This window comes from Nitrobacter vulgaris (assembly GCF_002028545.1).
Classification (GTDB): domain Bacteria; phylum Pseudomonadota; class Alphaproteobacteria; order Rhizobiales; family Xanthobacteraceae; genus Nitrobacter; species Nitrobacter vulgaris.
In genome coordinates, this window is sequence record NZ_MWPQ01000037.1 from 25,009 (window position 1) to 41,528 (window position 16,520).

At 60.5% G+C, this 16,520-nt stretch carries 14 protein-coding genes; 4 read left to right on the forward strand and 10 right to left on the reverse strand.

All coding sequences use genetic code 11. The features are described 5' to 3' along the window. Window positions 1-95 precede the first annotated feature (95 nt). The 4 genes from ppx to B2M20_RS08400 all read right to left on the reverse strand — a co-directional run bounded on the left by ppx (window position 96) and on the right by B2M20_RS08400 (window position 5,254). On the reverse strand, window positions 96-1,607 hold the full coding sequence (gene ppx / locus B2M20_RS08385; RefSeq protein ID WP_079446596.1) for an exopolyphosphatase: 1,512 nt from the start codon (window positions 1,605-1,607) through the stop codon (window positions 96-98). Between the two features lie 7 nt (window positions 1,608-1,614). After that, window positions 1,615-3,816 (reverse strand): RNA degradosome polyphosphate kinase, encoded by a 2,202-nt coding sequence (locus tag B2M20_RS08390; protein ID WP_079446597.1) that lies wholly within the window; start codon window positions 3,814-3,816, stop codon window positions 1,615-1,617. A 150-nt stretch (window positions 3,817-3,966) separates the two neighbouring features. Then, window positions 3,967-4,647, reverse strand: a complete 681-nt coding sequence (locus B2M20_RS08395) for a P-loop NTPase family protein (protein ID WP_079446598.1) — start codon at window positions 4,645-4,647, stop codon at window positions 3,967-3,969. A 64-nt stretch (window positions 4,648-4,711) separates the two neighbouring features. Next, a complete protein-coding gene (locus tag B2M20_RS08400; protein WP_079446599.1) occupies window positions 4,712-5,254 on the reverse strand; it encodes a CDP-alcohol phosphatidyltransferase family protein in 543 nt (180 codons plus the stop codon). Between the two features lie 170 nt (window positions 5,255-5,424). On the opposite strand from B2M20_RS08400, the gene purM reads away from it, so the two are divergent. Together purM and purN are read left to right on the forward strand one after the other, a co-directional pair. After that, a complete protein-coding gene (gene purM / locus B2M20_RS08405; protein ID WP_079446616.1) occupies window positions 5,425-6,498 on the forward strand; it encodes a phosphoribosylformylglycinamidine cyclo-ligase in 1,074 nt (357 codons plus the stop codon). Window positions 6,499-6,522: 24 nt separating this feature from the next. Next, on the forward strand, window positions 6,523-7,176 hold the full coding sequence (gene purN, locus B2M20_RS08410; protein WP_079446600.1) for a phosphoribosylglycinamide formyltransferase: 654 nt from the start codon (window positions 6,523-6,525) through the stop codon (window positions 7,174-7,176). Window positions 7,177-7,308: 132 nt separating this feature from the next. Here purN and B2M20_RS08415 read toward each other — a convergent pair whose 3' ends face one another. Both B2M20_RS08415 and ndk read right to left on the reverse strand, forming a co-directional pair. After that, window positions 7,309-8,136 (reverse strand): YjbE family putative metal transport protein, encoded by an 828-nt coding sequence (locus tag B2M20_RS08415; RefSeq protein WP_079446601.1) that lies wholly within the window; start codon window positions 8,134-8,136, stop codon window positions 7,309-7,311. Between the two features lie 38 nt (window positions 8,137-8,174). Beyond that, a complete protein-coding gene (gene ndk, locus B2M20_RS08420; protein ID WP_079446602.1) occupies window positions 8,175-8,597 on the reverse strand; it encodes a nucleoside-diphosphate kinase in 423 nt (140 codons plus the stop codon). 280 nt (window positions 8,598-8,877) lie between these two features. On the opposite strand from ndk, the gene B2M20_RS08425 reads away from it, so the two are divergent. Then, the gene (locus B2M20_RS08425; protein ID WP_079446603.1) at window positions 8,878-9,225 is read left to right on the forward strand and encodes a DUF6481 family protein; all 348 of its coding nucleotides are present in this window, start codon (window positions 8,878-8,880) and stop codon (window positions 9,223-9,225) included. A gap of 158 nt (window positions 9,226-9,383) precedes the next feature. On the opposite strand, the gene B2M20_RS08430 is transcribed toward B2M20_RS08425, so the two are convergent. The 4 genes from B2M20_RS08430 to B2M20_RS08445 all read right to left on the reverse strand — a co-directional run bounded on the left by B2M20_RS08430 (window position 9,384) and on the right by B2M20_RS08445 (window position 15,337). After that, on the reverse strand, window positions 9,384-11,384 hold the full coding sequence (locus B2M20_RS08430) for an acetyl/propionyl/methylcrotonyl-CoA carboxylase subunit alpha (protein ID WP_079446604.1): 2,001 nt from the start codon (window positions 11,382-11,384) through the stop codon (window positions 9,384-9,386). Between the two features lie 2 nt (window positions 11,385-11,386). After that, window positions 11,387-12,991 (reverse strand): carboxyl transferase domain-containing protein, encoded by a 1,605-nt coding sequence (locus tag B2M20_RS08435; RefSeq protein WP_079446605.1) that lies wholly within the window; start codon window positions 12,989-12,991, stop codon window positions 11,387-11,389. A gap of 103 nt (window positions 12,992-13,094) precedes the next feature. Further along, window positions 13,095-13,400 carry an ETC complex I subunit gene (locus B2M20_RS08440; protein ID WP_079446606.1) on the reverse strand — a complete coding sequence of 102 codons (306 nt, stop codon included), beginning with the start codon at window positions 13,398-13,400 and terminating at the stop codon, window positions 13,095-13,097. 125 nt (window positions 13,401-13,525) lie between these two features. Then, window positions 13,526-15,337: a carbamoyltransferase family protein gene (locus tag B2M20_RS08445; RefSeq protein WP_079446607.1), complete on the reverse strand. Its 1,812-nt coding sequence runs from the start codon at window positions 15,335-15,337 to the stop codon at window positions 13,526-13,528. 464 nt (window positions 15,338-15,801) lie between these two features. Between B2M20_RS08445 and B2M20_RS08450 the strand changes: the two genes are divergently transcribed. After that, the gene (locus tag B2M20_RS08450) at window positions 15,802-16,176 is read left to right on the forward strand and encodes a hypothetical protein (RefSeq protein ID WP_079446608.1); all 375 of its coding nucleotides are present in this window, start codon (window positions 15,802-15,804) and stop codon (window positions 16,174-16,176) included. The last annotated feature ends 344 nt before the right edge of the window (window positions 16,177-16,520 follow it).

The following is a 16,520-nucleotide window of genomic DNA, read 5'->3' on the forward strand; positions in this document are numbered from 1 at the left end:
ACATCTCCTTATGAGTGTTCCAGCACGATAGTATTACGAGGCGGATGGCCGATGCGCGCAGAGAAAACGCCGCAGACGGTGTCCCCACGAACGGGCTAGCGGAGGACGATCGAGCCCGAGCGGCCAACAAGGCGCGCCAGCTGTTTGAACCGGCCGCCCACACGATCCGCGACCAGATCGATCAGCCGGTGCTCGAACACAAGCGTCAGCTTGCGGCCGCTGCTTTTAAAATGGGTGGCGGACAACACACCTGGCCGAGCCGCCGAAATCATATGTGCGACCCGAAAGGCTGCGCCCAGAATGCGCGCTCTCTCATCCATAGGCGGAGTTACCAATTCGCATATCACCGGGGATGGTTCGTTCACCTCATTTAACCCGGCATAGCGATAATATACTGACAGCGCGACGAACGCTCGTCCTTGATGGTCGATGCTGCCAAAATTGCCGTGCATGATCGAATCGAGCGTCTGCTCGCTGCGGTAGTCCGGATGTATGCGCCAGCCGATATCGGAAAGCAGGCAAGCGGCGTGACGCAGCCGGCGATCGTCTTCGGTCTCATGAAGTTTCGCAATCTGGAACAGTCGATCAGTCCATTGGATCAGTTCCTCGGCATGGCGTGCGGAACGTGAGAGCAAGCCGTTCAGCGACTGCGCGGCGCAGATTAATCCATCCCGCGAGCGGTCAGCGGCCGGCAGCATCGAATAAAGCAGACCTTCGCGGACACCATAGGTCGAGAACACGATGGTTTTTGGCTTCGCAATCCGGATGATATGTTCCAGGACGAGAGCGGCATAAGTCAGCAGCGGCTGGCGCGCCTCGGCAACGGCCTCGATATCTGCCAGCGTCTGGGAAGCCGCTAGACGACGCAGCCGCCGGACGAAATCGAGCGCGTCTGCTGCGGGAATGGAATAGCCGTGCATGACGCGAAGTGGATAACCGCTCTGGATGATGTGAATGCGAGCTAACGCTCGCCACGTCCCGCCGATCGCGTAAAAGGTACGGCCCTGTCCGGTCTTTAGCGGCACCGCGCCGGCAAGCGCGGCTTTTACGATTCGGTCTGCGCGCTTCAACGATTTCTTCGACGCATCCTGCAATGCGAGACTGCCCAGCGGGAGCGTTATTCCACGACCGATGCGATGACCGCGCACGTCGGTCAATTCCAACGAACCGCCACCGAGATCCCCCACGATCCCGTTCGGTTTGTGGACGCTGGAAACCACGCCTAGCGCTGCGAAATAAGCCTCCCGCGATCCCGACAGGATTTCAATCGGCACACGGCAGATGCGTTCAGCCTTGGCTATGAAATCAGGACCATTTGTGGCATCGCGGCAAGCGGCGGTTGCGATGGCGTAGACGCGACCGACCTTCATGACCCTGCACAGGGCGTGAAAACGCCGCAGCGAGGTCAGCGCCTTGTTGATCGGATCCTGCGCGAGCAACCCGGTGGATTGCACCTCGCGCCCGAGCCCGCACGATGCTTTCTCGTTGAAAATCGAAACGAGGCTCCGCTGCAACGCTTCATAGACGACGAGACGTACGGAATTGGAGCCGATATCGATAACAGCGACGCTGGAGCCAGGCTTGCTTGGGCGCGGATATTCTCGCACAGGCCTCCTATGCGGGTGACTGCCGCTCTGCGCGACGCGTGAGGCGGCGCGGCGAAGATTCCTTGAGCGACTTTCCACGGCCGGACAGACTCGGATTCGTCATGAAATAGTTATGCAGGTTGAAGGGCTCCTCGCCCTTCGCGGCCTTCATACGCGTTGATGATCCATCCGGCAACAACTGCCAACTCTGTTCAGTATCCTTCAGGTTCGCGACCATGATCTGCTCGAGAACCTGCTGATGCACCGTCGCATTTTGTAAGGGGCATAGTACTTCGACGCGGCGGTCGAGGTTGCGCGGCATCATGTCCGCAGACGAGATATACACAGCAGCCTTTGGGCCGGGCATCGGTTGCCCCATTCCAAAACAGTAAATTCGTCCGTGTTCAAGAAACCTGCCGATGATTGATTTGACGCGAATGTTTTCCGACAATCCGGGAACTCCGGGTCGAAGGCAGCATATGCCGCGCACGATCAACTCGACAGAAACGCCGGCCAGGGATGCTTCATACAGGGCGTCGATGATATCGGGATCGACCAGCGCGTTCATCTTCATCCAGATCGCGGCCGGTTTGCCGTTACGGGCAAACGTGGTTTCGCCTCGAATATGATCGAGAATCCGGTTTCGCAATGTCAGAGGCGATACGGCCATTTTTTCGATATCGCTCGGCTCGGCGTAGCCCGTGATGTAATTGAATACGCGCGCCGCATCACGGCCGATAATCGGATCCGATGTAAAATAAGACAGGTCGGTGTAAATGCGCGCGGTCACGGGGTGATAGTTTCCAGTGCCGGTGTGGACGTAAGTCGCGAGACTACCGCCTTCCCGGCGTACAACCAGCGACAGCTTGGCGTGCGTCTTCAGCTCAAGGAAGCCGTAAACCACTTGGGCGCCGGCGCGCTCGAGATCGCGCGCCCATCGGATGTTGGCCTCTTCGTCAAAACGCGCTTTGAGTTCAATGAGCGCCGTAACCGACTTACCAGCCTCCGCGGCCTCCACCAGCGCCCGCACGATCGGCGAGTTGTTGGAGGTGCGGTAGAGCGTCTGCTTGATCGCGACCACGTCAGGGTCGCGCGCAGCCTGCTGCAAGAACTGCACGACGACGTCAAACGATTCATAAGGATGATGAACAATCAGGTCTTTCTGCCGGATTGCAGCGAACACGTCGCCGCCGTGATCGCGCACCCGTTCCGGGTGGCGCGGGACGTACGGCACGAATTCAAGGTCTGACCGATCGAGCCGTGTGAGTTGCGACAGCTCGTTCATGGCCAGGACGCCATCCACCAACAATACTTCGTCGTCGGCCGCCGATAACGCTCGCTGAACGAATGCCCGTAGCTCAGCCGGCATTGCGGCTTCGATCTCGAGCCGGATGACGGAGCCGCGGCGGCGGCGTTTCAATGCGGTCTCGAACAGGCGAACCAGATCCTCCGCCTCCTCCTCGATCTCCAGTTCGGAATCCCGGATGATGCGAAACGCGCCCTGTCCCTTGACGGTGTAACCTGGAAACAGTCGGTTGATGAACAGGCTGGTGGCGCCTTCAAGCGTGATCAATCTGACGGGGTCGTCCTTGCTGGCCGGCGGTAGCCTCAGAAACCGGTCGATCTTGCCCGGCATACGGATCAACGCATTCATCGGCTTACCGTCAGAGGTGCGCGCGAGCTGTAGCGCGATGGTGAAGCCGAGACTTGGAATGAATGGAAAGGGGTGGGCCGGATCGATAGCGAGCGGCGTCAGCAAGGGGAAAATATTGTGCAGGAAGTGATCCGCAATCCAGCTTCGCTCGGCTTTGGTGACGTCCTTGCCATCGATCAGGACGATCCCGACTTCGGTCAGCACATTACGGAGATCTCGCCAGATCGCCTGTTGATCGCTCGCGAGCCTTGAGACCGTCTCGTTGATGAGAACAAGTTGCTCCGACGGCGGCAGCCCGTCCGGGCTGCGCTCGGTAATCCCTTCCCGGACCTGCGCCTTGATACCGGCAACGCGAACCATGAAGAACTCGTCAAGGTTATTGGCGGAAATCGACAGAAAGCGGACGCGTTCGAGCGCGGGGTGGCCGGGATTGACGGATTCTTCAAGTACGCGACGATTGAAATGCAGCCAGGACAGCTCCCGATTGATGAACCGTTCCGGGCTGGTGCGGATTGCGGAGTCCAGTTGCGGCTCCCGCCTTTTTTCTTCGGTAGCAATAGTTTGAGCTGAATCCATTGATATGACGGTTCCGTATCTCGTTGGTCGTGCGGGCACGGCGGCGCAGCTGCAAACCATGGGCCAGCTCAATGACCTTTCCATGACATTTGATGTTACGGAAGGTCGTGACGTCAAGGGTGAGCCGGAGGGATGCGGAGCCGTATGGCTTCAGTCCTGATTACGCAGCAGTTCGGCGGCGAGCGCGCGAGTCACAGGTCTGCCAAGCCGTAACGATTCGGTATCGAGTTGTTCGACGGCGAGGCGAGCGGCAGCAAATGATCGTTCGGTCCGGGTTGCGATATAATTGACGACCGCTTCGTCGATGTTCATTTGGCGGTCCGCGGAGAACTTCACGATCAGCGCCCGGAATAGCTGATCGTCAGGCGGCATCAACGTCACGACCGGCACCGCGCGGAGTCGCGAACGGAGATCACGCAACCTGATCTCCATCGCGGCCGGAGTGACTCGCGCCGTGATCAGCACGAACGCGGCCTCTTCACGGGCGAGATTTATCAGGTGAAACATTGCAAGCTCGTCGAAGGCTTGCGGATTAATGTCCTCTACGACGAGCGCCCCTGTCGCCAAAGCAGCTGGTACTGTCGCCGCAGTCAGGCTTCGCGCGCTTATGGAGCGCGCGCCCGCCTGCTCCGCCCAGATCGTCGCGAGATGGCTTTTGCCGCAACCTTCGGGCCCGGCCAGCAACATGATCCTGTTCGGCCACTCCGGCCAGCTCTCAATCAGCGATAGCGCCGCCGCGTTCGCGTGACCTTCCAGAAAGTCGTCCCGCGAAAAGCTTTCAGCGTGCGGCAGCGCGAATGCGAGCTGACGGGAGGGGGAGCGGTCTGCCACGCATCTACTCCACTACAAACTCTACACCGGACCACCAGCACCAACTTGCGCGCACCGTGCCATCTCATTTCGGATCGATGGTGCTCATGTGACGCACCCACTCAACGAGATAGAAAGAGACGGAAACCAGGGTCAAGACCGCAATGGCGACCATCAGAAGGGTATCATAGGGCGAGGAATCAAATCCGAATCCCAGCGCCGCCAGCACCAACGCCGCGAACCCGACCTGTGCCCCCGTATTGAGCTTCGAAACCAGCAGCGGCTTCATGGGCACCGGCTTGTTGAACAGCCACGACACGATCACGGCCCCGACGATCATGATGTCGCGCGAGACCACCAGGATAACGAGCCAAATGGGAACGGCCCCCAGGATGCCGAGCGTCACGAAGATCGAGACCAGCAGCGCCTTGTCGGCCAGTGGATCCAGAAGCGCGCCCAGTTCACTTGCCATATTGAAGCGCTTGGCTAAAAACCCGTCCACCGCATCGCTGACGCCGGCAACCACAAAGATGGCAAACGCGATTTCCATCTGATTGGAGGCGATAGCCCAGATAATGACTGGCACGAGCAGAATGCGGCCGAGCGTAATGATATTTGGAATACTCACGCGACGTTTCCCAGGCTCCGGATGGTTTCCGCACAAAACCTTCGGGAGACAAGGCTTTGCCGCAGGGATCGGCCCTTGTCTACATAGTATATGCGGACAGCCCGTGCGAGCCATTGCGCAAGTCCGCAATCCGACGTAACCAGCCGGAAAATGTCTTCGAGCGCTGCTGCATGACCGACAAGAACGATGGCCTTACCTATGCCGGGGCAGGTGTCGATATCGACGCCGGCAACCGGCTGGTTGACCTCATCAAGCCGATGGTTCGCGCGACCGCTCGCGCCGGCGCGGATGCTGAGATCGGTGGGTTCGGCGGGCTGTTTGATCTCAAGGCCGCGGGATTTACGGACCCGATTTTGGTCGCGGCCAACGACGGGGTTGGAACCAAGGTCAAGATCGCAATCGAAACCGGTATTCACGACACCATCGGCATCGATCTCGTCGCCATGTCCGTCAACGATCTCGTCGTGCAAGGTGCGGAGCCGTTGTTCTTCCTTGATTATTTTGCCTGCGGCAAGCTTGATCCCGAAACGGCCGCGGCGATCGTGGCCGGGATCGCGGAAGGGTGCCGGGAGGCGGGTTGCGCTCTGATCGGCGGCGAAACGGCTGAAATGCCGGGCCTCTACAAGGAGGGTGACTATGATCTTGCCGGCTTCGCAGTCGGCGCGGCGGAACGCGGCGCCCTGTTGCCAGGCCGCGATATCGCTGCCGGAGATGCGGTGATCGGACTTGCGTCGTCCGGCGTGCATTCCAATGGCTATTCGCTGGTCCGCAAGATTGTCGAAGTTTCGGGAACCGCCCTCGCCGCTCCAGCGCCTTTTGCCCCGGTTACGACCTTGGGAGGCGCGCTGCTAACCCCTACCCGGCTTTACGTCAAATCCTGCCTGCGCGCGATCCGCGAAACCGGCGCGGTGAAAGGGCTTGCCCACATCACCGGAGGCGGCTTCACCGACAATATTCCTCGCGTACTGCCCGAAGGACTCGGTGTGCGGATCGATCTCGCCAGGTTGACGGTACTTCCGGTGTTCAAATGGCTGGCGCATCAGGGCAGCATAGCCGAACGCGAAATGCTTCGAACCTTCAATTGCGGTATCGGAATGATCGCGATCGTGCGCCGTGATGCGGTTCAGCAAGTCGTGGACGTGTTGGCGCAGGCCGGTGAACGCGTTTCGTTGCTCGGTGACGTGATCGTCGCGGGCGATGAAGGCCGTGTCATTTACGAGGGCCACCTCGATCTCGCGATGTAGAACGCCCCCGCAGGGAATGAGAGCATGAAACGCCGTGTCGCCATCCTGATTTCCGGACGCGGATCGAATATGATGGCGCTGGTGGAAGCCGCGAAAGCCGCGAACTTTCCGGCTGAGATCGCGGTCGTCATTTCCAATAAGGCCGACGCGGCGGGCCTCGCCAGAGCTGGAGCAGTCGGCATCGAGACCCTCGTCATTGAAAGCAAGCCATTTGGCAAGGATCGCGTGGCGTTCGAGGCCAAACTGCAATCCGCTCTGGACGACAAGCGCATCGAATTCATCTGCCTCGGCGGTTTCATGCGGCTGTTCACTGCTGAGTTCGTCCAACGTTGGCATGGGCGAATGCTCAACATCCATCCCTCGCTGCTTCCATCATTCCGAGGACTCGACCCCCACGGTCAGGCCCTGCGCGCAGGCGTGAAGATCTCTGGCGCCACGGTTCATTTCGTTGTTGCGGAAACAGATGCCGGCCCCATCATCATGCAGGGCGCGGTGACCGTCCGCGACGACGATACAGCTGAGATACTGGCCGCACGCGTGCTGGAGATCGAGCATCGTATCTACCCGGATGCGCTGCGGCTGGTCGCGGGTGGTGGCACGCGACTGGATGGCGACATCTGTAATACGTCGGCAAAGGCCAGTCTGGACGATAGCCTGATCTCGCCGTTGGTGATCTGACCAAGTTCTGTCGGATCAAACGAGTCCAACACGCCTCTCGCGACCGGGGAGCACATTGCCGAGCCGACCGCGGGATCGCGCCCAACTACGCCGGAGACCGGCCCACGTGTCGCCACCAAATCTATCCACGCTTTAGAAGCGCTTATCGGCGGCCCACGTGCGATTGCGCCAGATCGCCCCGGCGATCAGTACGATCATAACTCCTAGTACGCCACACAATACCTCGCCTCCGGGTCCGCCGGAGGCAAATTGCGGTGCGATGCCGAACCACCCCAAGACTGTATCCAGAAAGGTACCCGCGCCCGTGTCGAAGAATTGATGCAGCTGTGGCGCAACCGCCGGATCGGTTGCGATGACCTCGCCCGCGATCCAGCCCAGCAACGCCGATCCGGCCCAGACCAGAAAGGGCAAATGCGTCAGAAGCATCATGATCAGCGCGGCGCCCGTCACGATCAGAGGCACGCTGACTGCCAGCCCGATGATCAGCAGCGGCACGCTGCCATTCGCCGCCGCCGCGATCGCAATCACATTGTCGAGACTCATGACGAAGTCGGCGACCACCACCACCCGAACGGCAGCCCAGAGATGGCTGGTCGCCGGGATTCCCTCTTCGCTCTCTTTCTCCGGCACCAGCAATTTGGCGGCAATCACCAGCAGCGCGAGCCCTCCTGCCAACTTGAGGTAGGGCAACCCCATCAAGGTCGTGATGATCCCGGCGAAGATGATGCGAAGGCCGACCGCAGCGCCGGCGCCAAGCACCACTCCCCAAAAACGCAGTTGGGGAGGCAGCCCGCGACAGGCAAGCGCGATCACCAGCGCGTTGTCGCCGGACAGGACAACATCGATCCAAATGATCTTGCCGACGGCGAGCCAGAATGCCGGATCATCTACATCGTTTCGAAACTGCTCGAAGGCCGATGCGATCGTCGTTAGATCGAAGACGTGCAGAAGCGAATCCAACGTCAGCTTCCCTTCGATCGAGCGCCGCCAGATCTGGCCTAGCCGACTATCTCGTTGCCGGAGAAGAACTGGGCAATCTCGATCGCGGCTGTCTCGGCGGCGTCCGATCCATGAACGGAGTTTTCACCGACCGATTTCGCATGGAGCTTGCGGATGGTGCCATCGGCCGCCTTGGACGGGTCGGTTGCACCCATGATCTCGCGATGCCTGAGGACCGCATTGTCGCCCTCGAGCACTTGCACGACCACTGGCCCGGAAATCATGAAGTCGACGAGTTCTCCGAAGAAGGGACGCGTCTTGTGCACGGCGTAAAACGTCTCGGCCTGCTCACGGGTCATGCGGATGCGCTTTTGGGCCACAACTCGCAGTCCAGCCTTTTCTATCAGGGCGTTGATCGCGCCGGTCAGGTTTCGCGCGGTCGCGTCCGGCTTGAGAATCGAAAAGGTGCGTTCAATCGCCATGATATCGTCCTTGATTCAGCGGTCGTGGGAATTGCGGCGCTTATATCGGCGTGCATCATTCACGGCAAGCGCGCTCGGCAGGCCGCCGGAGGGCTGGTAATGCGGCAAAACAACCCGCGTCGGGGATTGCGCGCACTGAAAATCGCGCGATTTTCGTGAAAATGAGCGACAATAATGGATAACAAAGCGCGCAGGCGTTTTTCACAACGCATGCGATGGCGAAGCTGCTATAAACCCCCGCACACCCTGCTATTGCGATGAACGAACAGGCTTTCGATAGATGAGTGGATTCAAGGAACCCGGCTTCGCGGACCGCCAAAAGGCGGCGCTGGAGGCCCGGAAAAATATTCTCGACAAGTTTCGCGCCAAGCCCGGTCCCGACGATCCCGCCGTAAAGCAAAGACAGGCCGAGCGCGAGGCCCAGGCGGCTGCACGCGAGAAGGCGCGGCAAGCCCGCGAAGTCGAGAAGGCCGCGCAAAAAGCCCGTGAGGCAGAGGCCGCTGCGGTCGCCGCCGCGCAACTCGCCCGGGAGAAAGAAGAAGCCGCCGCCGCCGCCGCGGCGCTTGAGGCCGAGCGCAAGGCGGCGCGCGATGCCCGCTATGCCGCCAGAAAGGGACGGAAGAAGTAGCCAGCAATTTAGCGGACGTTGGTCCCGGACCATTGCCGTATACCGGCCGGCGGCAAACTGCCGGAGACGAATCGGCCTGATGACGTGTCTGGTCTCTACCTGAGAATAGACCCTGACGGAAAAGTCACGGGGATGGAAATTCCGGGTCGTGAGACAGACTAAGCCGCGGGCTCAATGTCGGCGAGTTCGGCGCCTTCCTGCACGATATCGCCGACCTTGCATTTAAGCTCCTTCAACTTACCGGCGTAGGGCGCGCGCAAGGTCTGCTCCATCTTCATGACTTCGAGGGTGAGGATGGGTGCACCCTTCTCCAACAGCGCCCCCTCTTCCGCGAGCAACGCGACCACTGTGCCCGGAAGCGGTGCGACGATGCGATCTTCGCCGGTCTGCTCCTCATCGTCTTCGCCAAAGGGATCGACCCAGTGCAACTCGAACCGCCCATTGCGTGTCCGCAAGTAGAGTTCGCGTCCGTCGACGACGAAGACAACATGGCTTCGTATTCCATCGAGCGTGAGGATCATGCCTTCTCGGTCGTCCGCAGCAAACGCGAATGCAAGATTCTTTTTTCCTAGCCGGATTTCGTACGGGCCATTGCCATAGACGAACGTGACCGCGTGCTCGGCCTGACCCTGACGGAATACGAACCGCCGCCGACGTCGGCCGACCACCATCCAGCCCGCCGTTCGCCAGGGCGATGCCTGGTCCGTTGGAGACATCTTGCTTTCCGCCAGTAGGACAGCGGCGACGGATGCCGCGAGTTCGGTCTCGCCCGGTGCCGCTGAAGGCTGGGTCAGGTCTTGAAGATGACGCTCGATAACCCCCGTGTCGACCGCGTTGGCGCGTACGTCCGCATGCGTGACCAGCGCGGATAGAAACGGAATGTTGGTGACGACGCCGCGGACATCGGTTTCTTCGATGCCGCGGTTGAGCCGGCAGATCGCGGCTTCGCGGGTTGGTGCCCATGCGACTATTTTGGCGAGCATGGCATCGTAATTCGGCGAAACCGCATCGCCTTCACGGTAGCCGGCATCGATGCGCAGGCCATCCACCTCCGGGGGCGTATGCCACGTCTTGATGCGGCCGACAGATGGCATGAAGCTCTTATTTGGGTTCTCGGCGTAGACTCGCGCTTCGATGGCGTGGCCATTCAGTCTGATCTGGTCCTGCGTCAGCGGCAGTTTTTCGCCGAACGCGACCCGAAGTTGCCATTCCACGAGGTCGATTCCGGTGATGAGTTCGGTCACGGGATGCTCAACTTGTAGGCGGGTGTTCATTTCGATGAAGAACACGTCCTTGCCGTCAGATACGAACTCGACGGTGCCCGCGCCGACATAACTCACCGCGGAGGCGGCCTTGCGCGCGGCTTCGCATACCTTGTCGCGCTGCGCGGCGTCGAGTGTCGGCGACGGCGCTTCCTCGATCACCTTCTGGTGCCTGCGCTGTAAGGTGCATTCACGCTCGAACAAAGACACCAGATTGCCATGGCTGTCGCCGATCACCTGCACCTCGATATGCCGAGGGCTCTCAACGTATTTCTCGATTAGCATCCGGTCGTCACCGAATGCCGCCTTGGCCTCCCGCCTGGCGCTGACGATAGCCGGGGTCAGTTCCGCAGCCGAACGCACGATCCGCATACCGCGGCCACCGCCGCCAGCGGACGCCTTCACCAGAACCGGATAGCCGATCCGGTCCGCAGCGCCCTGCAGCGTGGCTTCGTCCTGCGCGTCGCCGTGATAGCCTGGCACCAGCGGCACGCCTGCCTTTTGCATCAGCGCCTTGGCGTCCGACTTCGTCCCCATTGCGGTCATCATCGCCGCTGTCGGTCCGACGAACACGAGGCCGGCATCGGCGCAGGCTTGCGCGAAACCGGCATTCTCCGACAAAAACCCGTAGCCCGGATGGACGCCTTCCGCGCCGGACTTGCGGGCCGCGTCGATCACCTTCTCGATGTCGAGATAGCTGTCGCGGGCGGGTGCGGGTCCAAGCAACACGGCATCGTCGGCCATGCCAACATGCATCGCGTCGCGATCCGCCTCCGAATAGACGGCAACGGTGCGCAGACCCATGGCTCGGGCGGAACGGATTACGCGGCACGCAATCTCACCGCGATTGGCGATCAGGAGCGTGCTGAAACGGCGATAATGCGGACGCTTCGCCATGATCACATCCTGAACAGCCCAAACGTCGTTGGTTCGATCGGCGCGTTCGCGGCCGCCGACAATCCAAGTCCCAGCACGAGGCGCGTGTCGGCAGGATCGATCACCCCGTCGTCCCATAGCCGCGCGGTGGCGTAATAAGGATTGCCCTGGTTCTCGTATTGCGCGCGGATCGGTGCCTGGAATTCGCGCTCCTCCTCCGCAGACCAGGTGCCGCCTTTGGCTTCGATATTCTCCCGGCGCAGCGTACTGAGAACCATCGCAGCCTGTTCGCCGCCCATCACCGAGATGCGCGCGTTCGGCCACATCCACAAAAATCGGGGCGAGAAAGCGCGGCCGCACATGCCGTAATTGCCGGCGCCGTAGGAGCCGCCGATCACCACCGTGAACTTCGGCACGCCCGCGGTCGCAACCGCCGTGACAAGCTTGGCCCCGTCGCGCGCGATGCCGCCCGCTTCGTATTTCTTACCGACCATGAAGCCCGTAATGTTTTGCAGGAATACCAGCGGAATGCCGCGCTGGCAGCACAGCTCGATGAAATGTGTTCCCTTCAGCGAGCTTTCGCTGAACAGGATGCCGTTGTTGGCGACGATGCCGACCGGATATCCCCAGATATGGGCGAAGCCGCACACCAGCGTCTGGCCGTACAGCTTCTTAAATTCATCAAACTCCGAACCGTCAACGATGCGGGCGATGATGTCGCGCACATCGAACGGCTTTCGACCGTCCGCCGGCACCACGCCGTAGATTTCCTCCCGTGCGAACAGCGGCTCGCGCGGTTCATGCATGTTAAGCGCAGCGTGTTGCGGTGGCTTCAGGGTGGAAACGATACGGCGCGCAATCCCGATCGCATGGGCATCGTTTTGCGCATAGTGATCGGTGACGCCGGATTGGCGCGAATGCACATCGGCACCGCCCAGCTCTTCAGCGGTAACGACCTCGCCCGTGGCTGCTTTCACAAGCGGCGGACCGCCTAGAAAGATCGTGCCCTGATTGCGGACGATGATGCTCTCATCCGACATCGCAGGCACATAGGCGCCGCCCGCGGTGCATGATCCCATCACGATCGCGATCTGCGGAATGCCTGTCGCCGACATGTTGGCCTGGTTGTAGAAGATGCGGCCGAAGTGACGCTCGTCCGGAAAAATTTCGTCCTGCTGCGGCAGGAAAGCGCCGCCGGAATCCACCATGTAGATGCAGGGCAGATTGTTCTGCCGCGCGATCTCTTGCGCCCGCAGATGCTTCTTCACGGTCATCGGATAGTAGGTGCCACCCTTGATGGTCGCATCGTTGGCGACGATCACGCACTCGCGGCCCGAGACGCGCCCGACGCCGGTGATAATGCTCGCAGAATGCACGTCGCCGCCGTACATGCCGTTCGCCGCCAGCGGCGACAGCTCGAGAAACGCGGTGCCGGGATCGAGCAGCAGGTCGACACGATCGCGGGCCAACATTTTGCCGCGTGAGGTGTGGCGGGCGCGCGCGGTCTCGCCGCCTCCGCCCGCGACGCTCGCGAGCTTGTCGCGCAACTCGTTGACCAGAATTTTCATCGCCTCGACGTTGAGCGCGAAATCTGACGACGTTGGATCGACACCGGAACGGAGCGCCATGACAGTCCAGAATGCTTGGCAGGCGTGAAACGCGCGCCTTAATCCGGCCAGGGTGCCCGGCCCTTCCGGGTAAGGTCAACCTTGGTTCGGTCCATCCTCCCGCTTAATGGGTCCAGGGTTCGATGCGACGAAACGCAAAATTGTCCGCGTAGGCGGCTTTTCGCTCCGGCTTCACCTTTGGTTCTATCACTTGATAGGGGATGCCTTTGCGCTCGCAATAGGCGATCGCATCCTCCTTGGTCTCGAAGCGAAGCGTGATTTGCTGCTTCATGTCGCCGGAACTGGTCCAACCCATCAGAGGTTCGATCACCCTTGCCTGCTCGGGCTCGTAGTCCAGTTGCCATTCCTTCGTTCTGGCAGCGCCCGACTGCATCGCATTCTTGGCGGGCTTAAAGATACGTGCCGTCATGGATCACTATAACCTGCTGCTAGCGGGCCGATCCGGCAGAAAAGCCGGCGGACACCATCGGATATAATCGTTATGTCGCGGCCTGACAATCTGGTGTTTTCGCGGCGCAATGGCGCCGCGGCCCCTTAGGCTCGCCTGAGGTTCGACATGACGACGGTGCCCACGTCGGTGTAGACGCCGACGAGCGGTCCCATGATCCGGTGCAAGCCTGTCTTGGAAACCACCGTGTCATGTAACACCAGATGATCGATGCCCGTGGTCAGGAAGCAGCGCATGGCATCGCGCGGCGTCTCTACGATCGGTTCGCCCTTGACGTTGAATGACGTATTGATCAGCACGGGAACGCCGGTCAGCTCCTCGAATTCCTTCAGCAGCCGATAGAGTGCGGGGTTCGTGCTCTCGCGTACGGTCTGCACTCTCGCCGTGCCGTCGACGTGAACCACCGCCGGAATCCGGTCGCGCCATTCCGGCCGAACCGCCTTGGCGATCAGCATGAACGGTGAATCCTCGTCGCCCTCGAAGACATCGGTCATGCGCTCGGCCAACACGATGGGCGCGAAAGGGCGGAACGGCTGGCGGTGCTTGACCCGGCTGTTGAGGATATCCTTCATATCGGCCTTGCGCGGATCGGCGATCAGGCTGCGATTGCCGAGCGCGCGCGGGCCGAACTCGGAACGCCCCTGAAACCAGCCGATGACCTTCTGATCCGCCAGAAGCTTCGCGGTTTCGGCGTAGACATTTAAGCTTTTCACCGCCGCCGTCTGGACCTTGACGATCGAGCGCTGGGTTGCGGCCTCGACCTCGGCGTCCGAATAACCGCGACCGACATAGGCGTGCTCCATCACGAAGCCGCGCTGCTGCTTCTGCACTTCGAGCCAACCGTAGAGAGCGCAGCCGATGGCGATGCCGTCGTCACCCGCCGCTGGCTGAATCCAGACGTTTTCGAATCCGGCCTCCCGCGCGACGCGTCCATTGGCCACGCAGTTCAGCGCCACGCCGCCGGCGATGCAGAGGTTTTTCGCGCCCGTGGTTTCCCGAAGCCAATTGGCGCGGGCAAGCAGCACCTTTTCTGTGTCGTCCTGAACCCGCCATGCCATATCCTCCCAATGCCGCATGGAGGGGCTGCTGTCCCATTTTCCGCCACCTTCAGCGATGTAGGGCTGGTTAAATTCGGCCGACCAGCGCGGGACCGTGAGACGATTGTCGGTGATGTCCATCAGCGACTTGATCTGCTCGCGGCGTCCGTACGGTGCGAGCCCCATCAGCTCGCCGCATTTATTCCAGTCGCCGAATACATAAGTGGAAGCGCGGCTGTAGAGCGCGCCGAGCCCTGGCATGTTGTAGAATTCGTCGCTGAAAAAGCCGCGGTCCGGCTCCATCCAAACCTTCTTCAGGCATTCGAGCGACTTGCCGCTGAACTGGTAGTAGCTCTCCGACTCGCGCGCGAGCGGCGATGCGGTGTCACTTTCCGGATAGGGCTCGGTCACGTCCGATCGATAGCTGCCGACGCCGTCGACGATCATGATTGCGCCCTCATCGAACGGGCAGGCCGCAAAGGCGCTATAGGCGTGCGCCAGATGGTGTGAGATTGACACCACCTTGTCAGAACGCGAGCGGAAATACGGATGGTCGTGCGCGTCCAGCCGCTCCTCGGGGGGAAGGAATCCCGGCATGTCCTGATAGATCAGCCGCTCCTCCATTTCCGGAACGGGAAGGATGTAGCAATTGCGAACCACCAGATCGATGTCGCCGATGGCGATGCCTTCGGCTCCGAGACAGTAGTCAATGACCTCCTTGAAGAATCCGCTGGCGTGCTTTTCGCGCGTGATCCGTTCCTTGGCGATAGCGAAAGCAACGGCGCCGTCTCGAAGCAGGCAGGCGCTCACGTCGTGATCATAGGTGTTGAGACCGAGAACATAGGTGTGCTTTTTTGACATGAGCCTCTGCGGAGCAATCTCGAGGGAGGATTCGGGCGCCGCCTCGTATTCGCGAAGCCCAACCTGGTGATGCGGCTAACATGACGCCATCAAGGGAGCCACGTTTATGCCTGCCCTTTTGCGTCGCTTCTGCGGCACAGGAAGTTCACGACGGCTCGACCAGAAAACTTGGATTTAAAATGCACGCAACTAAAAGTTGTTATATACAACCATTGATTGTTATATGGTGAGTATCGCGTCTTTTTCGCCATCGTTGCGTGAACCTTAACACGTTAGCTGCCGACCCTTGACTGAGCGGAAGCCGACCCTGGTCTCGATTAGCGGCAACGCTCAAGTTCGTTGGAAATGTTATTTTATCATGCACCAAACCAAGGCAAACTGATTGCCTTAGATTCGCGACAATAATTGTTCCGAATACAAGGTCTGCTTCACGACGGTGCCAAACAGAGTTGGAGATTCACTTGATGATTCAAAAAAGTTCGAGCGCGCAACGTAGCATCATCACTCGCGTCCTGGCGGCAGCGGCGATGGTTGGCGTGTATTTTATCAGCGTTGCTGGCGTGTCCTCGGTTCTGGTCGCCGGATCGACTACTTCGGCGGAAGCGCGCGGTGGTGGTCGCGGCGGCGGCGGCCGTGGCGGCGGCTGGGGTCGCGGCGGCGGCCGTGGTCGCGGCGGCGGCTGGGGTCGCGGCGGTGGCTGGGGTCGTGGCGGCGGCTGGGGTCGCGGTCGCGGCTGGGGCTACGGCGGCTTGGGCTACGGCTTAGGCTACGGCGCTGGTATGGGCTATGGCGGGTGCTACTTCAGCCCGCGCTGGGGCCGCACGATCTGCCCATACTGATCGTCGCTCGGCAAGTATCAACGGGGGTGCGCCGGTTGGCGTGCCCCTTTTTTTGAATGCGGATGCTTTCAAGACAAAATATGCGTCGCCTGTGTCTGACGCATGAATGCGATCATGCTGCCTTGGAGCCTTTCCGCTTCTGATGGAAAATTCAGAGGCGAAGCTCTCAGATCTTAATCTGACGCGTTTTCTTCACGCGAACCGGTATCTGCACGCACCGGTGGTTCATTCAACACCTTCGCGAACTAGGGTCTGGACCCATAAAATGATTCCTTCTGCGCTGAGTTTGTGATTCACGGTCTCCGACAGGAGGCCCCTCATGAGTCGCGATTACTTTTGGCTAA